Origin of the sequence: Polaromonas sp. UBA4122, from assembly GCA_002381615.1 — a bacterium.
In the GTDB taxonomy this organism is placed as follows: domain Bacteria; phylum Pseudomonadota; class Gammaproteobacteria; order Burkholderiales; family Burkholderiaceae_C; genus Polaromonas.
The window spans coordinates 1-18,581 of the sequence record DFWY01000011.1; the positions used below are offsets into that span (position 1 = coordinate 1).

Genomic DNA, 18,581 nt, shown 5'->3' on the forward strand with positions numbered 1-18,581 from the left:
GGTCAACGGTGGTGTGGCCCGAACGGACCCGGTTGAACGAGATTGCGGAGTGGCTGCAGCGTCACGGCAAGGGCGAGCCGTTCGTTGTCGTCGATGACACGTTCAGCGGACAGGCATTGGCAACGGCGCGTCAATATGCAGACGGGCCGTTCCATCGTCGCATCGTGTTGTGCGACGAGAACGTGGGCTTGTTGCCGGAGCATGTCACCCTGATAGTTGAGGCTTTGCGTCGACGATGAGCCAAGCTGTCAGCTAGACGGAAAGATTAAGGGCCAATCCCGGTCCGGCGCCCGTAGAGTTTTTGCGAGGCTTGCCGGGCCACCTCTCCTTTCAACACTGGCTGGCTCAGCGGGTCAGCTCAGAGCCGTGACATTCAGCTGGCGGCCCGTGCCGCCTGCATTGGCGGTAATATCATCAGCCCATGACAATGCCGTGCGTCGCGCGGCAAATAGATGAAAGAGTTAAGCCCATGCAACCGCTTCTTGAAGCAGCCAGTCATATTACCCAGGAGATTGAGCGCACCCGACAGCGTCTTGCCAACCTGGAACAGGCATTGGAGGGACTCAGGCCCCTCATTACCCTGGAGGCTGCGACGGCGGCTGTGCCGTATACCGCTACCACTCGCACCGAGCATGTTGAAGACATATCTTTTGTGCTCGCGCAGGTGTCCGCTGACGAAATTATTAAACCCAAGCACGTTACCAAAACCAAAGCCAAACCCGGTAAAGGGGCACAGCCCGCAAAGCTTCCATCCACAGGCACCGAGCTTTGGTTGAGCTGTCTTGCCCGCAAGAAGCTCAGCCTTGGTGAATTAGTCGACGAGGCGTTGAAGAAGCTTGATTTGGATGAGACAGCGCGAGAGGTCATCACCAACCGTGCTGGTGCCTGGCTCTACGCTGCTATCAACAAAGGTGTGCTCATACCAGCGGGGACGCGAGACGGACATAAGCTGTACAAAAGAGTTCCTTCCAAAGTCAACTAAGGTACCGATATGTTGGCGCGGTATCTCAGGCCAGTATGCGCGTGACGAATACGGGGGTGCCTGCAGGAGCTTGGTCCGCCAACTGGATCAGTGGCAACAGAGCCTGGCTGGCGTTTTCTGCGGCGTTGGCATCGGCTGCATGCACCACAGCGAGCAGGTCGCCCGCTTCCACGCGCTGCCCGACTTGAACAAACTGCGTGAACCCGACGCGTGGGTCCACCGTGTCGCTGGCCCGACGTCTGCCGCCTCCCAGTTCTATGATCAGCAGACCGATATCCCGCGTGGCCATGGCACCAACCCAGCCGCTATGTGACGCGATCACCTTCATTTGGACGGGTGCGGCGGGCAAGTAGTGGCGGGCGCCAGAGTAGAAAATCAGTTGTTGGAGCCGACTGACTATTCGCCTCTGCGGTAAACATTATGCGTTTTAGACGTGCATCCTGGATCAAAAAATGAAAAACCATCTTGCCCTTATAGATACCCATTGGACGACGGTGCGCACGCTACGCTGAAGCAGTTGCGCGACAAATAATGTTGGTCGAAAATGGATGATTTCATTGATCACCTGCGCCGAAGCTTCATAAATCCAGGAAACGAATATGCAATACATATCCGTGCGATACACATCATCGAATGGCAAGTGGGGGCTAACCTTGACCGCCAAGCAAGTCGAATTAATATCAAAACTTCCAGATAAAACGGATGACATGGACTCATGTAATGCTGATATTCGGACGATATTGCAGCACCCTGAGATAGGCCGACAACTCAAAACAATCGGGCAAGACGAAATCATGCTTGAGATGGCGGAATACGGGTGGGAGAAGAAAGATTTTTCCCAACTTCGACAAAAAAACATGAACTTCCTCGAGGACTTCATGTTTATTGTTGCCGGTGTTGTCGTCGATGCGATTTGACCCGTCGGCCGATGACTGACTGACCTGACACTGTCCACAGCAACATGGCGTTGGTGTTAACTGTGAGCATGGAATTGGGTGGTCGCGCGGCTTTGCGGGACCGTGCGGAGATAAAGTGGCACCGGACCCCCTTCGCTAGCGAAGGCGGCTGCACAGTCGACCGCGCCGGACAGGTCGTCGGCAATGACCTGGACGGAATGGAAAAAGGCTTCATGGCATAGACGAGGTGCGATGCTGCCTGATGCTGGTGCCTAAGGAACTGGACGGACGCTCGGCGGCGGGACGTCGGACGCCCGGCATCAGTCTGGGACGATATTCGCGGCCTTCGCAACCTTCGACCATTTCGAAGTCTCGGTGGCGATGTAGGCCGCGAATTCCGCCGGGCTCGCGACGGTCTCGGGCTCTACGCCCTGAACCGCGAAACGCTGCCGTACATCTGGCATCTGATTGATCTTCGCAATCTCGACATTGAGCTTCTGCACAATGTCCTTACGAGTAGCCGCTGGGGCGAAGATGCCCACCCACACGCTGACGGCAAAGCCATTCAGGCCGCCGGATTCATCGACTGTGGGCACGTCCGGCGCAAGCGTGGAACGGTTGGCGCTTGACACAGCAATGGCACGCAGCTTGCCGGACTTGATGAACGGCAGCGCGACCGGAAGGGTCGGGAACATCATTGGCACCTGACCCGCGATCACGTCAATAATGCCTGCGCTGTCTCCCTTGTACGGCACGTGGACCAAGTCGATACCGGCCATGGTCTTGAGCAGTTCGACCGTCAGGTGGTTGGAGGTGCCGTTGCCGGCCGAGGCGTAGTTGATGGAGCCCGGGCGCTGCTTGGCGAGCGCGACGAGTTCTTTCACGCTCCTCGCCGGAAAGCTCGGGTTGACCACCAGGATGTTGGGCGATGAGGCGACCAATGCCACCGGTTCGAAATCTTTAGGGGGATCGTAGGGAAGGCTCTTATATTGACTGGGCGCCATGGCGATGTTGCTGACGGACCCGAGCAGCAAGGTGTACCCGTCCGGCTTTGCCTTCGCGACGTAGTCGGCGCCGAGTGTACCGCCAGCGCCCGCGCGGTTTTCGACAATGACGGGCTTGCCGACCCGGTCGCCGAGCTTCTGCGCGACGATGCGCGCCACGATGTCGTTGATGCCGCCGGGGGGAAACCCGACAACGAGGTGGATCGGCTTGTCTGGGTAGGACTGCGACATTGCGCCCGGCGCCGCCATCAGCGCGGCAAGTGCGAGCATGGTGAAGCATACGAGTCGGATCATGGCTTTCATAGTCTTGTCTCCAGGAGGGATTCGAGGTTGAACCGGGCGATGCTCAGGCCGCTGCGAGTACACGCTTTGCGATCAGGGCGTGCGCCTCGCCGGCCGGAATGCTCACCGAAACGCCGTCGCGCTGCAGCGTTTCGCGCACGGCTTCAATCGGCAGGCGCTCCCAGTCGAGGTCGGGCAGCGCCGCTGCCACTGCGGCGAAGATGCCAGCTGCCTGTCCCTGTAGGCCTGTGGGCGCCATGTTGCGGGCGAATTTGTCCACATCGTGCGTCATAGAGGCGCAGCGGCCGGTGACCACCAAGTTCTTCAGCCCCGTCACCATGCACCTCAGAGGGAATTCAAATCGCATCAGATTCAGTGACATCTTGCGGGCCCATTCGTCGTTGACCGAACCCTCATGACCATGATCGGGACCGTGGACCTCGGCGCTTCCGTAATCGACCGAGGTCATCACAGCGATGGAGTCGTCGAAGCGGGCACCGGTGACCAGGTCCGAATAGGTGAGCGTGTAGCGACCGATGATGCGACGGGTCTCGCGGATTCCCAGGAAGGCGGACGTGTCAACCAAGAAACTGTTCTCGAATCCAGGCAGGAGTGCCTTGCACGCCTTAACGATGCCACGCAGTTGCTTGCGTCCCTCGATTTCGGCGCGCGTGATGTCGGCCGCGTTGGTGCCGTCGATGTCGTAAATGCGTGTGCTGTTGCAGATGAGCACAGCGCGGTCGACTAGCGCGGGTCCGTTGACGCCGCTGAAGCGCAGGTAGTTGACTGGCGCCGACTGTTCGATAAAACCGCCCGCCTTCGCTTTTTCCACGATCGAGAAGAAGCCGTCGATCCGAACGATGCCCTGTTCGAGGTCGACCACGTGACGTCCGTCATCCTGCGAGAAATCCTCCGGGTGGGCTTCTACGTAGTCCTTGAACTGGTGCAAGTCGATGTTGCCGATGCGGCCCATCACGGTCGTTGGGCGCATGGCGCCGTCTTCCTCGCGTCCCTTCACGAACGGAAGGCTGGCGCGGGCCGCGACGTCACCGTCGCCGGTCGCGTCCACGACCATCTTGGCCATCACGGCCTGCCGGCCAGACTTATTCTCGATGACGACGCCGACGATCTGGCCCTCTTCGACGAGCGGCTCCGAAACCCAACTGTAGAGTAGCACCTCCGCGCCGGATTCGACCACCATTTCCATGGCAGTGAGCTTGTAGGCTTCAATGTCCCACGGCACGACGGCCCCGAGCCCGACACCCTGTTCCCCGGCTAGGCGTGAGAAGAACTCGCGCGGAAAGCCGGACAGTTCGCTGGCCGGAATGACGATGAGACCCATTGCAGAGCCGGTGGCCGTTCCTCCCAGAAAGCCGGCGCGCTCGATGAGCAGCGTCTTCGCGCCGTTGCGCGCCGCAGCCACTGCGGCGGCGATGCCGGCAACGCCGCCGCCGCACACCAAGACGTCCACGCGATACGCGATAGGCAACTGTTGTTCGCCTATGGCGACATGAGTTTGCGAGACTTGAAACAAAGCAATGCTCCTTTGATGATCTGGTATAGGGTCGAAAAGATTTGAGTAGGAGCGATGTCACCCGCCCACGAAAGGAGCGCCGGACGGCCGCTCAGGCGGCGGCCGGCCGTCGCCTGAGCCTTCCTTGCGTACTGAAAAGCGTGCGTGGTAGGCATCGATGTAGGCGATCTTTGCGGCTTGGATGTGGTCGCGGCACAGAGCCACGAGCTTGAGGCCGTCGCCATCCTGGAGCGCGCGAATCATCATCCAGTGCTCGTCACGGGAGCGCTTCAAATAGTCGGGTCGCGTGATCGAGAACGAGCGTATGCCGTGAGCCTTTTGCCCGTAGTGCTCAATGGCCTGTGACAGTTCCTCATTGCCACACGCCGCGAAGAAGGTGCGATGGAACTCGATGTTGGAGCGGAAGGCAGCCGTGAGGTCGCCATTGTGCGTGGCCTTGTCGTGGCGGTGCTGCACCGCGGTGAGCGCGTCGACCGTCTGGGCCGTCGCACGGTGCTTGACCGCCCGGGCTGCTGCAACTTCCAGGATCTGGCGCACGCCATAGACGTCCTCGGCCTGCTCGGGCGTGAGCATGCGTACCGCAGCGCCGCGGTTGGGCTGGCGGTCGACGAGGCCCATGCGTTCGAGTTGTCCCAGGGCCTCGCGAACGACGTGTCGCTTGACGTCGAAGCGCTCGGTGAGGACGTCCTCGACCAAGCGCTCGCGGGGCTGCATGCGGCCGAGCACGATCTCTTCCTCTAGCTGCTCCACGATGAAACGCACCGCGGCCTCTGCCGAGCGGCCATGAGGCGCGACGATGGCCGGAGGCGACGAGGTGCTTGGAACGGGTGGCATGAAAGCTATTATGAAGCGAGTCCGGAAGATCGTCAACAAGATTATTAATAATCTGTCAGGACGTCTACAAATCCTGCGTCACAAGACGACGCTTTTCGAGTATGTCTCCCGCCGATAAGCCGCTTCCACAGCGTCGATTAAGGTTGTCTGCCAGCGCTTGTTCCGCCGTAACAACGAGCAAATCTTGACGTCAGCCGGTGCCTCTGCGGGTCTGGATCTGTATCTGGTCAGGCCTGATCACGGTGCTGCTGTCGCTGCGGATGCCGCGCGGCTTGCAGTGATGCCGCTCGAACGGGAGGGCGGGCAAGCGCAATTCATCGTGCATAAACCACCGGCATCATCCAGCACTTTGCAACCGTTGCTGCAATGGATCGAGCAGAGGCTGGCGCGGCCTGTGAAGCTGGAGGACGCAGCACAACGCGCGTTGACCAGCACGCGAACATTGACGGATAAACGGATACGGATAACGGATAACGGATAAACGGATAGGCATTTCAACCGCATGAGCGCCCGTATGGCACCGTGGAACAGCCATCAACCTGCGTGGAAACCCGTAATTTGACACGCTGATTGACAGGTTTTCCCTGGAAAGCCTTGGCCGTGAGAGTGATTTGCGGTGCACCGGGTACACCACACGCAGGGCTACCCCGCAGCGAGTCTGAATCGCCGGTTTGCCCATTCACCAATTGATGCGCTGGACCTCGCAGTCAGGTGCCGGTTGCGCCGCCAGATCCCAGTCCGGTTCGACTTCTACACCCTCGCCCATCTGCGCATCACAGTCGTCCCACAGCGGCGGCCCGCGAAGGCTGGGCGGTTTTCTTGCCCGAACGGGCGATGGTGAGCCAGGGGTCAAGACCATCTGGCTGGGTATGCAACGCATTCTTGACTTTGCTGCTGGGATCAGGTTCTCAAGAGCTTCCCAACCCCGCCCAGCGGGGCCGGCGTTCATGGAAGAAACTATTACTTTTCGTTATGAAGCGCGGAGCTTTATATTTTGTTTCTTGTGAGAACTGCAGGCTCAGGGGACTTGTGTAGGTTCTGTCGCATTAACCGGAATTCCAAAAAATTGCCCGCTACAGGTAGCGTCTATAGTCAGGAATTTGACTACCTATGGTGTGTCGAAAACGCCGAAAACTGCTAATGCGACAGAACCCCAAAACAAGGCCAAGCCCGGGACCTGCCTATACTGCCATCATGACCTCTATTGCCGATCTCCGCAAAAGCTATGAACGTGCCGAACTCAGTGAAGACGCATCGCAGGCCAACCCCATGCTTCAGTTTGAACAGTGGCTTAAAGAAGCCATTACTTCTGAGGTGCCCGAACCCAACGCCATGACATTGGCCACTGTGGCCAGCAACCTGCGTCCCAGCATTCGCGTGGTGCTGATCAAGGGCTATGACGAACGCGGCATCACCTGGTTCACCAACTACGACAGCCGCAAGGGCCAGGAGCTGGTCGGCAACCCTTTTGCGGCACTGCAGTTCCACTGGGTGGAGCTGGAACGGGTGGTACGCATCGAGGGCCTGGTCGGACAAGTCAGCATTGAAGAGAGCGACGATTACTTTCACAGCCGACCGTTCGATTCACGCATTGGCGCCTGGGCCTCGCCGCAAAGCCAGGTGATCTCGGGACGCGGCGTGCTGGTGGCCAACGCCGCCAAATACGCGGCGCAATTTTTGCTACGACCCCCGCGTCCACCGCACTGGGGCGGCTACCGCCTCAAACCCGACAGCTGGCAATTCTGGCAAGGCCGCAAGAGCCGTCTGCATGACCAGCTGCGCTATACCTTGAGCCATGCCGCTAACACCACGCCGGGCGGCGAACCGATGTGGATTCGCGAACGCCTGGCACCCTGAGGTCAGTCAGGAACGCCACCGGCAGCAGGGATGAAAAATCTCTCCAGTGCTTCCACCGGGGCCGGGCGGCCAAAATAGTAGCCCTGAAAGTTGTGGCAACCCACACCTTCCAGAAAAGACAAGTACAAGCTGAAATCGCTGCCGGGAAAATTTACCGGCCTACACCTGCTGGCCATCATGTACACGGCCTTTCGGAAAATTGACCCCACGATGGACACCGGTGCAGATTTCGGGGCCGAATATCAATCAGCGATGGAGATGCAGAAGAAGTAGCACGTGAACGCAACTGTCACCGGAAGTGCGAACCGCCTTTACGTTACTCACTTCTTTCCATACGCCTGCCTATCCTTTGCTCAGAATGACCAGACCATCTTGGACAGACCCCAAACTTTCGAACGACCTCCCTCACCTACGTCGGTCTGGAGAAAATCAGGCCATTGAGTTCAAGGTGGCCATGCCGAGTCAAGCACGCGACCTTGCGAAGGAAATTGCGGCGTTTGCAAGCTCAAATGACGGCATCGTATTGATTGGTGTCGCCGACGATGGAAGTCTTGTTGGCATTGACGGCCTGGGCGAACCTGCCGCCAGAGACCAATTTACGCAGCGTATTGTGGGATTATGTAAGGACATCAAGCCACCAGTTCGGCCAAAACTGCTGTGGGCTGTTGAGGACGGTCAAGTTGTCCTTGGAATTCGTATTTCCAAAGGAGCAGATCCGCTTTATTACGTTGCCCATCGACCCTACCTCCGACATGCATCCATCTCAAGACCGGCGGAGCCTGGCGAGGTTATTGATGCAATTAGAGCATTCATCCTTGGTGGTTCGCAGGTCGACTCGCATGCCGCTGACGAGTCGGCGTTCTTCTCGAAGTTGGCAAGCGTCCTTGTTGGCATATTGAGTTGGCGGGATACTGATCGCGAGATTCGATCACTAAAGCCTTGGGTGGAACATTGGATGTCGTATGCAGCCCAATCATCTGCCATTTTGCGAGATCTTGCTGCCGACAATGTTGCTATTGAAAAAGGCCTAGTTGATCAGTTGAAAGAGCTTTCGGCACACCTCGACAAGGTAGTGGGCTTCATTTACACATTGGGAGGCGGCAACGATTTTGATGAGGTCAGTTCCTGTGCGAGTGACGCGGCAGCACGATTGATGAAAAGTGTGGTAGAACCGATTCCCCTCGGCGAATCAACTCAACAAAACATTAAGCATGCTATTAACAAGATTGCACGCAAGCTTTCCGACCTCTGGAGTCGCGCTGCCGCCGATCCATTCTCATCATTAGTAGAGGACAGTCAACGCGAGTCGGGAGAGATGGGCCGTCAATTGATGGAGTTATCGTATTACCGGCTTGGATTCTTGTCAGAAGAGGGATTAAACAGGTTACGTGATGTAGGTCATCAGCTCGTCCAGTTGGGAGCTGAACGTATCTATTTAGATGGAGGCGACTCTCAGCGCCGTGTGTTGGAAAAGGCACAAACGTGCGTAAATGCACTGTCAGAGGTGCTCTCGCCGGTTTGAGTTATATATTTTTGGTGGTCTGCGACGACAGTCATTTGGATCGGAAATGTCAGTCAAAGCCATCTGGTGATTTTTTCTAGCGCCAACACCGTCCGTGCATCATCTGGACTTTGCTTGGAAGATCGCAACTAACAAATCACTAACAATTGGTCTCAAGTTCCAAGTCAAACAGGCGCAAACTGTGTATTGATGCTGGTGCTTTTAGTTTTGGATCCAACACAAGTAGCTCAGTTCCTATTCGCTTAACTTGCGCCGAATAATTTAGATTCGTGCTGTACATGGGATGCTGGGCGTACAAAGCGCGAATTTCAGGCATATCGTCATAAGTCACCATCCACCGCCGACTGATTTTTTCAACTGCCTGCGAAAGCAAGACGTGATCATGTTTCTGGTAAAAATTGGTGTATAGCTCAGGGCCTTTTCTGTAATAGGGGGGATCGAGATTGACCAACGTGTGCTTGCCTGTAGTTGGAATGACTGTTCTCAAAAATTCCGCCGCATCCAATTTGGTGAGAACAATCTGGTCACGATAAGCAGCGATTCGCCTAATCTTGCGAACTAGATCAGGCTTTATGAAACGGCAATCTATTTTGTAGTTGCCTGTCTGCCCTAACCCGCCAATGACTCCAGCCTTGATGATGCCGGATCGATTGGTTCGGTTGAGAAATAGCGTGGCAAAACCTTTGTCCAACATTTCGATGCCGGAGGTGGCTAAGTACAACTGACGCTGGCGGTGCCACTCTTCCATGTTGACTTTGACCCTCTCGATACGATCACAAAGCTCATCGGTTTGATGCAGGATGCTATGCCATAAAGCATGAATGGCGGGATCGAAATCGTTCAGATAGACACGTGATACATAGTCGTTGAGCAACAGCTTCATGGCAATACCCGCTCCGCCAGCAAAGGGCTCAGCATATTCGCCATAAAAAAGGTCGTTATCTCGGAGGAGCTCGATGACAAACGGAATTAGCTGGCTCTTGCCGCCGGGGTATCTAAGGGGGGTGTCTGTCACTGGCATGGCGGCCATCCTAACGAATTTATCTCCACTTGGCCAGCTCTTTATTTAAGTTTTTCCAAAACCACCGTCATGACGTTTTCGATCGAATCCCAGTACCGGAATGCATAGGTTTTATGGGGAACAGCGCCCCCGTGGACATAGTGCCCCAACGTGTCAGGCGATGCCACGTCATCTGGGGTCGTTGCCATAGTCCGTAGAATTTTCAAATCCCGCTCTGTCATTCCCTGCGTTTTAAGAAGCTCGGCTAGTTGAGCGAGCTTCTTGTGGAGCGGTTGAGCTGGGACAACGACATTCTGTTTCAAGTATAAAACAGTCGATTTTTCTATCACGGTTCGTAACAAATACACAGCACAGAAATGAAATTGGGTCGCGTCAAGCTCCTTCAACTCATCGTAAAGTCGTTTCAATATCTTGTCGTTAATGCGGACACGAAAACTGCTAGGTATGACGTGCTTCCGCAGATCGGGGTTGCGGTTGTCACGGGTGGTAACAGGTGGCGCGGGTGGTGGTACTGGTTTTGCCGTCGCTTCCGGTTGGATAGCACTAAGGTCAAGTTGAGGTTGGCTACGCGTAATTGGTGCCACGCCTTCACTGCGAAGTTTGTGAGCGTAGTCACGACGCTCTGCAACTGATGTGCGAGAGCTAACACCAGAAGATGGATTGACAGTGTCTTCCAAAAAGCGCCTGACCGCACTGCGGAACTCATCAACTGGCACATTGATCTTGAGACTGCGGTTGTCGACTAAGCCGAGCGTGTCACGAAACACGGGGTTGGACAGGTAACGGGTTAGGGTTGTGATACTGACCGCATTCAGCTGTTCTGAACTTAGCAGACCATGCTCGCGCACGTAATCGACCAGCAATGACGCCAATGTGTTTGGGTTGCTTTTGCCGCCACCCTGCCGACTAAATCGTTCTGTTTGCTGGGGATTCCATGGCTTGGTGCCTACGCCGCCCTGCAGTCCTTCATGTCTTAGAGAAACCCATCGGCGGGCAGCATCTTTATCCTGGAACACGACCGCCGAAACGGTTTTAATCGGATTCGACATCCCGGCCTTCAAGCCTTGAAAATATTTTTTGTTCGCCTCAGTGTCAGCCTTTTGGGGGTCAGCCAGCAATTTCAACGCGCACACGCGGCGGTTACCTTCGGCGGGAATGTAAGTATTTTTGACTTTGGAGTGCGGCACCAAGGCGATTAGCTCTAGTGGGCTCGTACTGCCCGCATCCGCAATATCGCGTGCCAGGGGTTTGACATCTTCCGTTTGCAGCAAATGCTTGATGATTTCAATCTCGTTAGAGATGGGGTTGTGACGCGGGTTTTCATTGTCAAGGTAGATTTTGCTGAGCGCAATGTCTTGAGTCTTGTAGGTCATGGTTTTACCGTCCCCTGTGTTAACAACTAATCGGCTGCTGGATGAAGATGCAATCTATGCCAACAATCGCGAAATTCTCTCAGCGCCACCACGGTGTGCTGAGCCCTTTCCAATTCGACGTTTTCTTGCCTCGGTTCTTTTCTCGACCATGGTCAATTAGGCTCAAATCATACTCGGAGTTGCGCGGAGGACACTTTTTTGTTACGCTACGCAGCACCCTTTCTTGAAAATAGCCACAAAATGATCCGCTGCCACCTGTCCACCCTCATGGGCCGCGACAAACTTCGCATCTCCGACGTTGCCAAAAGCACGGGGTTGAACCGCAGCACCATCACGGCGCTTTACAACGAAACGGCCACACGGGTTGACCTTCCGGCGGTAGAAAGCCTATGCACCCTACTTAGGTGCCAGGTGGGCGAACTGTTTGAAATTGTTCCGCCCAAGCCTGAGGTCAGCCCATGAGCATGAGTGGCAACCGTTGGCACGTCATCGCCGAGTCCAACTTTCCATGGGAACGCGAGGCTCTGGAATGGCTGAAATCACAGTTGCCCGACCGTGACCCTTGGAATGTCTGGACCAATTTCGAGTTCATTGATGACGAAGGCAAAATTAGCGAGGTTGATGCCCTGGTTTTGTCTCCCGCTGGTCTGTTCATGGTCGAAATCAAAAGCAGGCCTGGAACCGTTGATGGTGACGCTCACACCTTCACCTGGACCACGGACGGGCGTGAGTACACCTACGACAACCCCCTGATTCTGGCCAACCGGAAATCGAAGCGCTTGGCCAGCCTGTTGCGTCGCCAGCCAGCCATCACCAAAGCCAAAATTCGCCTGCCCTTTGTTGAGCCCGCGATTTTTCTCTCCTCCACCACCCTTAAAAGTAAACTGCAAGGCACTGCTAAAACAGGCACTTTTCTGCGTGGTCAGCCTGGCTCACTGAGTGACGATGGCATCGTTGCCGCCCTCGCCAACGGTATCAATGCGAACCCATCGCACAACGTTGATAGCCAGCAAGCGCGCGCCATAGCACGTGGCTTGGCAGAAGCTGGCATTCGGCCCTCCAATAAACACCGTCAGGTTGGCGATTACAAGCTCATCAAGCTGATTGCCGAAGGCGAAGGTTTTCAAGACTGGCAGAGCCAGCACGTGAGCATTGAAAGCATTCAGCGTCGCATACGCATCTACACCGTCGCCAACGCCTCCAGTCCAGAGGCGCGTGCCACCCGAGTTCGTCAGGCACGACGCGAGTTTGAAGTGCTGGAAGGCATCAGCCACCCCGGCATCCTCAAGGTCAATGATTACAAAGAGACCGAAATGGGGCCAGCGCTGGTGTTTGACCACGACCCCAAGGCCCAACGGCTGGATCATTTGCTGCGTGATCGTGGCGCCCAGCTCACGGTTGACCAGCGCTTGCAGTTGGTGCGCGACATCGCCGAAACCTTGAAATACGCCCACTCCAAGCGCCTGTACCACCGTGCTTTAGGACCACAAAGCATCATGGTGTACGGCGCCGATGGCGCCACATTGGCACCCAAGCTCATGAATTGGCAGACCGCTGCGCGCGAAGCCGACAACCCTGACACGGTTCACCGCACCACCGGCACTCGTCATGTTGAAGATTACGTCGAAGACCCCGGTTTGGTCTACCTGGCACCCGAGACCACACGCGCTGACGCTACCCATGGCCCCAGCCTTGATGTGTTTTCGCTGGGCGCTATCGCGTATCACGTGTTTTCTGGCCAAGCACCAGCTGGTTCCGTTTTGGAGCTCACCGTCAAGCTGCGTCAGGGTCAAGGCTTGCGCCTGTCCGATGTCATGGACGGCTGCGGCATGCGCTTGCAGGAGCTGATTCAGTTCGCGACCAGCCCTGACGTCATGGCACGCTATGACGTAGTACAAGGATTCCTGGATGACCTGGTTAAAGTCGAAGAAGAGCTCACTTCCCCTGACCCCGAAGCCACGGTAGACCCCAGCATTGCCGGTCTAGGCGACCGTCTGGATGGCGGCTTCACGGTAGTCAAACGCATGGGCCGCGGCTCATCAAGCGATGTGCTTCTTGTGCGTGAAGATGGCTCCCAGGAAGACCTCATCCTCAAAGTTGCCTGTGATCTGGCGCACAACGACCGCTTGGTCGCCGAAGGCGACGTGCTCGCCAACCTGCGTCACCAAAACATCGTCGAACACCGCCGCACCCTCTCGGTCGCCGGCCGCACCGCCCTGCTCATGCGCAGCGCCGGCCCTAAAACGTTGGCACAAAAGATCAAGGAAGACGGTCGTCTGTCGCTTGATCTGCTTCAGCGCTTTGGCGAAGAATTAATCGAGGTCGTCAACTACCTTGAAGACCATGGTGTGGCCCACCGTGACCTGAAACCCGAAAACATTGGCATCCGTGAAGGCGGCTCGCGCAAACTGCAACTGGTGTTGTTCGATTTCTCTTTGTGCCGAACTTCAGCCGACAACATCACGGCTGGTACACACCCCTACCTTGACCCTTTCCTGAGCCTGCGTAAACCTCCGCGTTGGGATCTGTACGCCGAGCGCTTCGCCCTGGCCGTCACCTTGTATGAGATGGCCGTTGGCAAGTCGCCAGTGTGGGGCGATGGTCAAACGTCACCGGCCATGCTCGACGTAGAAGCCACCATCGCCAGCGACGTGTTCGATCCCGTCACGCGCGAAGGTTTCACCGCCTTTTTCTCCAAAGCCCTGCGGCGCGACTTCAAGGAGCGCTTTGACAACGCCGAAGAAATGCTCCGCGCCTGGCGCGCCATCTTCGCCGCACGGCAAACCGTGCACCCACCCCAGGCGCAAGGCTTTGAGGCCACGGCTCTTACTGCCACCCCCACCACCACCATGGCGGAGTTGGGGTACACCCTGGAAGCACAAGACGTTTTGGAGCGCATGGGCGTCCATAACGCACGCGAACTCCTCGCTGTCGATCGCATTCGATTTCGTTACCTGCGCGGCGTTGGCGACAAGATTCGCAAGGAAATCAGGCTTACGGCCAAAGATCTGGCTCGTCTGCGGCCAGACCTGACGCAAGGCCGATCGACGCTGCACGATTCCGATGACGATGCATCTTCCGATGGCGCAGTCAGCGTTAACGAATTGGCGGTCCAACTCCTTCCACGCAGACCTGCGGGTGATGATCGCCCTGAAGAAACGGCATTGGCGCATTACCTTGGGCTCGACCTTGGTTTGGACGACATTGCCAAACCCGAAGACACCTCAAAGCAGACCAACCCATGGCCAACTTTGGGTGATTCCGCCCAGGCCACCAATGTGGATCGCAGCACCCTCACCGCTGCCTTGATCAAAGCCAGAGAGCGTTGGCTCAAAAACCCGGCATTCACTGAAGTTCGCCTGCAACTCGACAAGTTGGTTCGCAGCCAAGGCCAGGTCATGACCGCCAATGAAGCGGCGTTGGCACTTTTGGCCCTTCGTGGCTGCGCCGTACAAGACGACGTTGAACGTTTGCAGCTCTCCAGCGCCGTTTTGCGCGCCGCCCTTGAGGCCGAATCCCACCTCGATCAGCCACGCTTTGAATGTTTTGACCATCAGCCCTCCCCCCTGATCGCCACCAGCTCAGCATGGGCCGATTACGCTCGTCAGTTGGGCACCGTCGCTGATACCTGCGCTCTGGCAGAGCCTTTGATGCCACCGTCACGCGTACTGGAAGCACTGGAAGCCGTCAAACCAGCAGGCAATGCGCTTGGTGGCGGCCAAGGTCAAGATGCAAACGCGTCCCCCATGGCCTCTGCCGCCAATATCCCTAGCTCTCGGCTGCTTCGCTTGGCCACATCAGCATCGAGCAAAGCGGCACTGTCAAGCCGGCAAGAAATTTATGCCAACGGCATGCCAGCCTTGCAGGCACTGCGTCAGTCTTTAGGCGCCCTGGTTGGCGCGCCCACCCTGCGCATTAGCGAATTGCAGGACCGCGTGCGTGGCCGTTACCCCGAAGCGACGCCCCTCCCCAATCGTCCTGAATTGGATCGTCTGCTGGAAGAGGTGAACGCGCCCCTGCAATGGAGCCCTACCGCATTCGAGGGCAAAGGCGCTTATTTGTGCGCGTCTTTGGGCAGCCACCCAACCGCTGGCACCACGACCCTGTTTTCTCGGCAATCCACCTTTTTGGGTACTTCTGCGAATGGCTCGCGGGCATTCGATTCGGAAGAGGATGCCGATTCACTCATAGCGGACGCACGTGGTGCCGAAGAGCGGCTGCAACGCTCCCTGAAATCTGGTGGTCTGTTGGTCTTGACCGTCGAGCCGCGCCAGGCGCGCCATGCCGAAGCTGAATTACTGCGGCGCTTTGGTCCGGACTCAGCCACCCATCCAGCTCTGCAAAGAATGAGCTTCGATGCCCTGCTGCTCAAAGCCCTGCGAATTGAGGCCACCGCCGCCAGGGTGGACTGGAACATCGTGTTGCGCGCTGATGCCGCAGAACCTGGTAGCCGCGATTGGGCCAATTTGCAGCGCCTGGTGCAACGCACCCTCACCACGCTCAAACCCACGCTGTTAAACAGCCCTGCCCCGCTGTTGCTAACCAACGTGGGGCTATTGGCGCGCTACGACCTCATGGCGCTGGTGACGGAGATTGAAACCTCTGCCGGTCGCCTTGGCCACACCCCCTCTTTATGGGTGCTGCTGCCATCACACAAACAGGGACTGCCAGTGATTGATGGCGTGCCCGTGCCTTTGGTTAACAGCACCCAGGCTTTTGGTCTGCCGCAGGCCTGGGTCGAAAACAAACACCGAGCAGCGATTCAGGCTTGATATGTGCATCAAATATGCCTATAGCCCCCGTCAATCATGCGCAAGAAGCTACAAAAATAATAGCATTTCAGGGAATTCAAATCAATGATCAACGCCCCCCAGCTTCTGACTGACCTCAAGCGCCGCCTTTCGGTGCTGGAAGACGATCTACGTGAACGCATCAACACCCTGCCTGACCTCAAGGCCAGCCTGAACGCCGAATGGCAGGCCGCCCGCGATGCCAACCGCACCGCTGAAACCATTGAGAGCTGGAGCGACCAGGTCATCACCCAGGCTTGCGTGCATTGGCTGTTGAGCTGCGTGTTCTTGCGTTTCATTGAAGACAACATCCTGGTCGAGCGTCCCTGGATTGGCGGCACCCCGGACAGTGGCCGCCTCAACCTGGCGCGTGACCGGCATGAAGCCTATTTTCGTGCGCATCCATTGGAGAGTGATCGCGAATATTTGCTGGCCTGCTTCACTGAAGCTGGCAGTTTGCCGGGCTTGCACACCTTTTTTGACCAAGCACACAACCCGGTTTTTCGTCTGGGCATCAGTGGCGACGCGGCCATGGGCTTGCGCCAGTTCTGGCAACAGCAAGACCCAAATACCGGCACGCTGCTGCACGACTTCACCGATGCCAGCTTGAACACCCGCTTCCTTGGCGACTTGTACCAAGACTTATCGGAGGCCACCCGTAAACGTTACGCATTGCTGCAAACGCCCGAGTTCGTCGAAGAATTCATCCTCGACCGCACATTGACCCCCGCCATCCGTGAGTTTGGCTACCGCGAAGTGCGCATAATCGATCCAACCTGCGGATCGGGTCACTTTTTGCTGGGTGGCTTCTACCGCATGGTGGACGAATGGTCTCGTGCCGAACCCAACCGCAATCGGCGCGACGTGGCGCAGAAGGCACTTGATGCCGTATCAGGCGTGGATCTGAACCCGTTTGCAGTCGCCATCTCGCGCTTTCGGTTGCTTGTGGCGGCGTTGAAGGCCAGCGATGTGCATCGCCTGAGCGAGGCGCCCGATTTCAAGATTAATGTAGCCATTGGCGACAGTCTGCTTCATGGCAAGCGATTTGGTCTAACGGCCAGTGAAGACATGTTCCAAGGCGCTGAACACTTCAGTGGCACTGGTTTGGCCCACGCCTACGCCAGCGAAGACCTGACGGATGTGCAACGGATCTTGAGTCGTCAGTACCACGCTGTGGTGGGAAATCCACCCTACATTGCTGTTGGCGATACCGCTTTGAGTTCAGCGTACAGAAGCGGATACGTCAGCTGCCACAAGCAGTATTCGCTCGGAGCTCCATTCACCGAGCGTTTCTTTGAACTTGCGGTTACAGGCGGGACAAACATAAATGCCGGGTTTATTGGACTCATTACGACGAAGTCCTTCATGAATCGGGAATATGGGGAAAAGCTCGTCGAAAAAGTTCTTCCTCGCCTAGATCTAACCCACGTTGTTGACAGTTCAGGAGCTGACATTCCTGGCCACAATCGAGACGGAACATCCACCGTAATTCTCTTTGGACGCCACCGTCAATCGCTACTTGACAGCGTGAGACTTTTGAAAGCAATCAGACCGGAACCAGCAACCCCTATAGATCGTGCGTTCGGTCTTGTTTGGACCGCTATCGTTCAGCAAATTGATAACCCTGGATCGATGTCTCCTTACATTGAGACCGTCGACATACCTAGAAAATCACTGCAAAAACATCCTTGGTCAATCGGTGGAGGTGGCGCGGCTGAAGCCAAGTCAAGAATTGATTCAGCAGGGATCGTCACCTTAGCTGGAGTGATCGAAGTGGTGGGCAGAGTCACTCATACGGGGACCGATGAGGTTTACTTTGGTACTCCAGCGTTCTGGCATCGGCAAGGCGCAACCGTCGACGACCTTGTTCCTCTGATTGAAGGGCCGAACGTACGTGACTGGACTGCAAATTCCCGAGAGCAAGTCCTGTTTCCCTATGGTGGTGACCTGCGTGCAGCGATGCCGACCACAATCGCCCTTCAGCGGCACCTCTGGAGAAACAAGGCGATCCTAAAAGTTCGCCGCGAACCTGGCGGCACCCATGAGGAGATAGGGCTGACTTGGTACGAGTGGAGCCGCTTTCAAAGGGAACGTTTCCGGAACACCAGCAGCATTGCGTATGCAGACATTTCAACCCACCTGCATTTCGCCTATTTGGAAGGTAGATATGTTTTCAATCGCACCGCTCCAGCAATCAAAAAACGTCAGGGCGACTCCTCCGAAGAGTTCATGGGATTGCTTGGCATCCTGAATTCGTCAGTGGCTTGTTATTGGATGAAGCAAGTCTGTTTTCCCAAAGACGGCCAAGCATCGATGTGGGATGAGCGGTTTGCCTTCAACGCATCGAACTTAGTTGAACTTCCAATTGCTTCTGTCAGGCCGATTGAACTTGCTCGGCGGATCAACGATTTAGCACACCGTCTCAGCAACACGATTGCGCCCGAGCGGCTGATAAGAAGCGACGGTGGATCGGCTTTGCCTCCAAC

General features: G+C 56.5%; 16 protein-coding genes and 1 pseudogene. 11 read left to right on the top strand and 6 right to left on the bottom strand.

Annotated features, from left to right (window positions below):
* Together B3F77_RS01845 and B3F77_RS01850 are read left to right on the top strand one after the other, a co-directional pair.
* Positions 1-239 (top strand): HAD domain-containing protein (locus tag B3F77_RS01845; RefSeq protein ID WP_293603304.1); only part of this gene is annotated, 239 nt, incomplete at its 5' end.
* A gap of 230 nt (positions 240-469) precedes the next feature.
* Positions 470-982, top strand: a complete 513-nt coding sequence (locus tag B3F77_RS01850) for a hypothetical protein (protein WP_293603305.1) — start codon at positions 470-472, stop codon at positions 980-982.
* Positions 983-1,007: 25 nt separating this feature from the next.
* On the opposite strand, the gene B3F77_RS01855 is transcribed toward B3F77_RS01850, so the two are convergent.
* Positions 1,008-1,304, bottom strand: coding sequence for a hypothetical protein (locus tag B3F77_RS01855; RefSeq protein ID WP_293603306.1), 297 nt, complete (start codon positions 1,302-1,304; stop codon positions 1,008-1,010).
* Between the two features lie 277 nt (positions 1,305-1,581).
* Between B3F77_RS01855 and B3F77_RS01860 the strand changes: the two genes are divergently transcribed.
* Positions 1,582-1,899, top strand: a complete 318-nt coding sequence (locus B3F77_RS01860) for a hypothetical protein (RefSeq protein ID WP_293603307.1) — start codon at positions 1,582-1,584, stop codon at positions 1,897-1,899.
* A gap of 299 nt (positions 1,900-2,198) precedes the next feature.
* Here B3F77_RS01860 and B3F77_RS01865 read toward each other — a convergent pair whose 3' ends face one another.
* The 3 genes from B3F77_RS01865 to B3F77_RS01875 are packed head-to-tail and all read right to left on the bottom strand — an operon-like array spanning position 2,199 to position 5,532.
* Entirely contained in the window at positions 2,199-3,185 is a 987-nt protein-coding gene (locus tag B3F77_RS01865; RefSeq protein WP_293603308.1) for a tripartite tricarboxylate transporter substrate binding protein, read from the bottom strand.
* Positions 3,186-3,228: 43 nt separating this feature from the next.
* Entirely contained in the window at positions 3,229-4,698 is a 1,470-nt protein-coding gene (locus B3F77_RS01870) for an FAD-dependent oxidoreductase (RefSeq protein ID WP_293603309.1), read from the bottom strand.
* Between the two features lie 57 nt (positions 4,699-4,755).
* On the bottom strand, positions 4,756-5,532 hold the full coding sequence (locus tag B3F77_RS01875) for a GntR family transcriptional regulator (RefSeq protein WP_293603310.1): 777 nt from the start codon (positions 5,530-5,532) through the stop codon (positions 4,756-4,758).
* Between the two features lie 184 nt (positions 5,533-5,716).
* Between B3F77_RS01875 and B3F77_RS01880 the strand changes: the two genes are divergently transcribed.
* From B3F77_RS01880 to B3F77_RS01900, 5 genes and pseudogenes are all read left to right on the top strand, one after another.
* A complete protein-coding gene (locus tag B3F77_RS01880; RefSeq protein ID WP_293603311.1) occupies positions 5,717-6,013 on the top strand; it encodes a hypothetical protein in 297 nt (98 codons plus the stop codon).
* A 325-nt stretch (positions 6,014-6,338) separates the two neighbouring features.
* Positions 6,339-6,411: pseudogene (locus B3F77_RS01885) on the top strand (IS4 family transposase); the annotation flags it as partial.
* A gap of 315 nt (positions 6,412-6,726) precedes the next feature.
* The gene (pdxH, locus tag B3F77_RS01890) at positions 6,727-7,389 is read left to right on the top strand and encodes a pyridoxamine 5'-phosphate oxidase (protein ID WP_293603312.1); all 663 of its coding nucleotides are present in this window, start codon (positions 6,727-6,729) and stop codon (positions 7,387-7,389) included.
* Positions 7,390-7,479: 90 nt separating this feature from the next.
* On the top strand, positions 7,480-7,662 hold the full coding sequence (locus B3F77_RS01895) for a hypothetical protein (RefSeq protein WP_293603313.1): 183 nt from the start codon (positions 7,480-7,482) through the stop codon (positions 7,660-7,662).
* Between the two features lie 25 nt (positions 7,663-7,687).
* Entirely contained in the window at positions 7,688-8,911 is a 1,224-nt protein-coding gene (locus B3F77_RS01900) for a helix-turn-helix domain-containing protein (RefSeq protein ID WP_293603314.1), read from the top strand.
* Between the two features lie 139 nt (positions 8,912-9,050).
* Here B3F77_RS01900 and B3F77_RS01905 read toward each other — a convergent pair whose 3' ends face one another.
* Both B3F77_RS01905 and B3F77_RS01910 read right to left on the bottom strand, forming a co-directional pair.
* Positions 9,051-9,932, bottom strand: a complete 882-nt coding sequence (locus B3F77_RS01905; protein ID WP_293603315.1) for a DNA adenine methylase — start codon at positions 9,930-9,932, stop codon at positions 9,051-9,053.
* Between the two features lie 41 nt (positions 9,933-9,973).
* On the bottom strand, positions 9,974-11,305 hold the full coding sequence (locus B3F77_RS01910; RefSeq protein WP_293603316.1) for a hypothetical protein: 1,332 nt from the start codon (positions 11,303-11,305) through the stop codon (positions 9,974-9,976).
* 198 nt (positions 11,306-11,503) lie between these two features.
* Here B3F77_RS01910 and B3F77_RS01915 point away from each other — a divergent pair, with 198 nt between their 5' ends.
* The 3 genes from B3F77_RS01915 to pglX all read left to right on the top strand — a co-directional run.
* Entirely contained in the window at positions 11,504-11,767 is a 264-nt protein-coding gene (locus B3F77_RS01915; RefSeq protein WP_414702941.1) for a helix-turn-helix domain-containing protein, read from the top strand.
* A 2-nt stretch (positions 11,768-11,769) separates the two neighbouring features.
* Positions 11,770-16,077 carry a BREX system serine/threonine kinase PglW gene (gene pglW / locus B3F77_RS01920; protein ID WP_293603317.1) on the top strand — a complete coding sequence of 1,436 codons (4,308 nt, stop codon included), beginning with the start codon at positions 11,770-11,772 and terminating at the stop codon, positions 16,075-16,077.
* A gap of 84 nt (positions 16,078-16,161) precedes the next feature.
* On the top strand, positions 16,162-18,581 hold a 2,420-nt coding region (pglX, locus tag B3F77_RS01925), incomplete at its 3' end, for a BREX-2 system adenine-specific DNA-methyltransferase PglX (RefSeq protein WP_293603318.1).